This is a genomic window from Streptomyces phyllanthi (assembly GCF_009377205.1).
Lineage (GTDB): Bacteria > Actinomycetota > Actinomycetes > Streptomycetales > Streptomycetaceae > Streptomyces > Streptomyces phyllanthi.
In genome coordinates this window covers 1-4,164 of record NZ_VJZE01000631.1, presented here as the reverse complement: position 1 = coordinate 4,164, position 4,164 = coordinate 1, and the positions used below count along the sequence as shown (strand labels likewise).

General features: G+C 75.0%; 2 protein-coding genes. Both read right to left on the bottom strand.

The features are described 5' to 3' along the window. A partial coding sequence (locus FNH04_RS42440; protein ID WP_322725462.1) for a PAS domain-containing protein occupies positions 1–3,386 on the bottom strand: 3,386 nt, incomplete at its 3' end. 293 nt (positions 3,387–3,679) lie between these two features. After that, positions 3,680–4,164 (bottom strand): SSI family serine proteinase inhibitor (locus tag FNH04_RS42435; RefSeq protein WP_228031953.1); only part of this gene is annotated, 485 nt, incomplete at its 5' end.

Here is a 4,164-nt window from a genome sequence, read left to right as displayed (position 1 = left end):
GCCTGTGCCGGGTCGGCGGCTTGTGCGAGGGCACCGGTGCCGGTGGTGTCGTTGGCACCTGGCCACGGCTGAGGGCCCGGCTGGGCCGGGGCCCCCGGGTCCGGGGCGTCCTGAGTGGCAGGCCAGGTCTGCGTGGCGGGGCCCGCGGCGGGCTGGGGCTGCGGCTGTGCGTTGGCGGGAGCGGTCGGCGCACCTGCGGGCACGGCGGTGCCCAGTGCCGGGACGGTGCCCGTGGGCGTGGCCTGCGCGGGCGCGGACTGCTGCCCCGGAGTGGCCTGGCCGGGGACGCCCTGCGGGGGCACCGGCTGGGCAGGGGCGGCCACACCCGGAACGCCCTGCGGGGGTACGGGCGCGGCGACGCCCGGCGTTCCCTGCGCGGGTACGGGCTGGGGGGCACCGGGGACCGCCTGGCCCTGGACGGGCACGGGTTGAGCCGTACCCGGGATCCCCTGGGGTGATACGGGCTGCGCGGCTGCCGCGACTCCCTGTGCGGGCAGGAGCTGCTGGGCCGGCACGGTCACCCCGTACGCGGCGACGGGCTGCCCGGCCCCGACCGCGGCCGGAACTCCTTGCGGGGGCACGGCCTGCTCGGGACCCGCAGGTGTCGTAGGCGCGGGCACGGCCTGCGCGGGCGACGGTGCCGCCTCACCCTGCTCCGGAGCCCGGCGGGCCCGGCGGCGCCCCGTCGGCGCGGGCAGGGGGTGCGGCTGCGGCGGTGTGTGGTCGTCGGCCGGATCGTGCAGCGCCGTGTCATGCCGCCCGCCATCGACCTGACCGGCACCGGGCCCGGCGACGGCGCCCTGCCCTGTCGTACCGGGCCCGGCGACAGCGGCCTGCCCTGTCGTACCGGGCCCGGCGACGGCGCCCTGCCCCGTATCCGCACCGGCCGCAGGACCCTGGCCGGCAGGAACCATGGCTCCTCCGGGGCCAGCAGGGCCGCCCTGCGCCGAGTCGGGGTCGGGCGTTCGGTCGGCCTCGGCGGGAGGCAGTGCGAAAACGGTGCGGCTCGCCGACTCCTGGGCCGCGGCACGCTCCTCCGCGTTGGCCAGGGCCCGGCGGCGACGCCCGGTCGGCTGCGGCTGGCCCGCGTCAGCGCCCGCCCCGGAGACGTCCGGGGCGCTCTGTGCGGCGGGCAGGGCCGCGGGCAGAGCCGGCGGCAGCGCGTGCTGTTCGGGGTTCCGCCGCGCACGCCGCCCACCAGGCGCGGGCACGCCCTGCGGCGGCACCGTCTCCCCCAGTCCCATAGCCGCGGCCCCCGCGGCGTGTTCGGCCGCCGTGACGACCGCGCCTTCGGAGACCCCCTGCGAGCCGTCCTCCACGGGACTGGGCCGCCCACGCCGTCGCCCCGTACCGACGGAGCCCGCACCGGCAGCGCCACCGGCAACAGAGGCACCCGCCCCGGCGCCGACCGCTTCGCCTGCGTCGCCCGCCTCATCCGGCGCCGGAGTCTGCGCGGCCTCACCGGCTTCGCCGACCTCGCCGACCTCACCCTCCGCGGACTCGGCACGCCGCCGGCGCCGCCCGGTGGGCGCGACGGCCGCGACGGCCTCGCCCTCGGCCTCCTCGCTCTCCAGGAACGCGTCCACCGACGACCGCTGAGCCCGCCGTCGCCCGCGCCGGGAGCGGTTCCCCGGAGCCTGATCGGGCAGCGCGAGCTCGGCACCGCCCCCTTCGGCGGCCGGAGCGGTCTCGGCCTGGGGCTGCGGCTGAACCGGAACTGCCCCGGCTCCGCCGCCCAGCGGCACCTCCAGCACGTACGCGCTGCCGCTCATCCCCGGCACCTCGTGCGTCTGCAGCACACCACCGTGCGCCCGTACGATCCCGCGCACGATCGGCTGGTGAACCGCGTCTCCCCCGGCGTACGGCCCGCGCACCTCGATGCGTACGACCTCACCGCGCTGTGCGGCGGCCACGACCACCGTGTTGTCCATGTAGCCGCCGGCCGAGACGGGCGAGTTGCCCGTCGCGTCGACCCCGGCCACGTCCGCGATGAGATGCGCGAGCGCGGTCGCGAGCCGCCGCTGGTCCACCTCGGCCTCGATGGGCGGCGCGTGCACGGCGAACTGCACCCGACCCGGCCCGATCAGCTCGACGGCCCCGTCGACACCGGCCGCGACGACCGCGTCGAGCATCACCGTCGTCCGTACGAGATCGTCGTCGCCGGAGTCGAGGAGCTGGTAGCCGAGGACGTTGTCGATGAGGGTGGTGATGCGTGAGTAGCCGGCGGACAGATGGTGGAGGACCTGGTTGGCCTCGGGCCAGAGCTGGCCGGCGTCGTCCGCGGCGAGCTTTCCGAGTTCGCCGCGGAGCTGGTCGAGCGGACCGCGCAGGGAGTGCCCGAGCACGGCGAGGAGCTGCTCGTGCCGCGCGGCGAGCGCCTCGTACCGGTCCTTCTCGCGCTCGCCGAGCGCCGCGTACCGCTCGTCGCCCGCGGCGAGTTCCTCCGAATGCCGTTCACGCAGTTCGTCGAGCTCGGTGGTGTGCTCCGTGCGCAGCTTCTCGAGCTCCTCGGCATGGGCCTGGGAGATCTTCTCCAGCTCTTCCGCGTGCTTCGCGGTCTCGCTCTCCTTCTCCTCGGCGAGCGCGTCGTACGGCCGCCGGTCGGTGAAGGTCATGACGGCGCCGACGAGCTGATCCCCGTCGCGCACGGGCGCGGTCGTCAGATCGACCGGTACCTTGTCGCCGCTCTTCGACCAGAGCACCTGGCCGCGGACCCGGTGCTTGCGCCCGGAGCGCAGCGTGTCGGCGAGGGGCGACTCGGCGTACGGGAAGGGGGAGCCGTCCTCGCGGGAGTGCAGCAGGAGGGTGTGCAGCTCACGCCCACCGAGATCACTGGCCCTGAAGCCCAGTATCTGAGCGGCGGCCGGGTTGACGAGCACGATGCGCCCGTCCGTGTCCGTCCCCACCACACCCTCGGATGCGGCCCGCAGGATCATCTCGGTCTGGCGCTGCGAACGCGCGAGTTCCGCTTCGGTGTCCACCGTGCCGGACAGGTCGCGCACGACGAGCATGAGGAGCTCGTCACCGGTGTAGCCGTAGCCGTCGTACGCCTGCTGGCCGTTCTCCAGATTCGCGCTGGTGACCTCGACCGGGAACTCGCTCCCGTCGGTCCTCCGCGCGATCATGCGGGTCGGCTTGGTGCGTCCGTGCGGGTCGGTGGAGTCGGGTCGCCGCATGGACCCGGGGATGAGCCGGGAGTCGAACTCGGGCAGCAGATCGAGCAGACCGCGACCCACCAGCGCGGTACCCGGAGTCTCGAAGGCCTCCAGGGCGATGGTGTTCGCGTTGACGACCGTCCCATTGGCGTTGACCAGCACCAACGCATCGGGGAGCGCGTCGAGTATGGCTGCGAGGCGAGCAGCGCCTCGGGATGGCCTGCTGCTCACGAGACGCTTCCTCCCTGTTACCGCACCTTGCCGACCGCGTGGGCCATCTTGCCAACCGGCCCGCAGCGTGTCACGCGAGGGAGTCTACGGGCACCGGTTGCGCTCGCGACGCCGGATGAGAGGGAGGTCGCATGTGGATCTTTATGCGGATGCGCGACGGACCTGTGACCGTGTGTTTCGCTCCAGGGAGCCGTGGGAGCGGGGTGGCTGATCGCACTTGCGTGCGAATGCGTGACGCCCCAAGGCGCCCAAGGCGCCCAAGGCGCCCAAGGCGGTCCCTGCGGTCGTGCGGCTCACTTCTGTGGGCGGATGCGGGGCAGCAGGGGGACGAGAGAGTCCCAGCGGGCGATCTCACAGCCGTTGCGCCGGTTGAAGTGGGCGTCGACGGGGCGGCCGGCCCAGATGCCGGTGACATGGGCGGTGGCCCGGCCGCCGTACTGCATCGTGCACACGGTGTCGGGATGAACGGGTGCGAACGGACTCCGGTCCCAGGTCGTGCTCCGGTCCAGCTGGGCGCAGGCGTCGCGCGCATCCGGATGGTTGCCGCCGTACGGGTGGCATTCCAGCTCGTACGTCCCGTCGGCGGCGCCCGCGGCCTGCACCGTGACGGTCAGCCGGTCTTCCGGGGCGAACGGGAACGCCGGCCCGGGCGTGCCACTCCCGGCATACGCGGCCGAGGGCGCCGTGACCAGGCCGGCGACCGCACCGAGGGCCGCGACGCCGAGCCGGAGCCGACGGGGCGCGGAGGCACGGCGGTGCGGGAGGGGGCGGGCCGGCG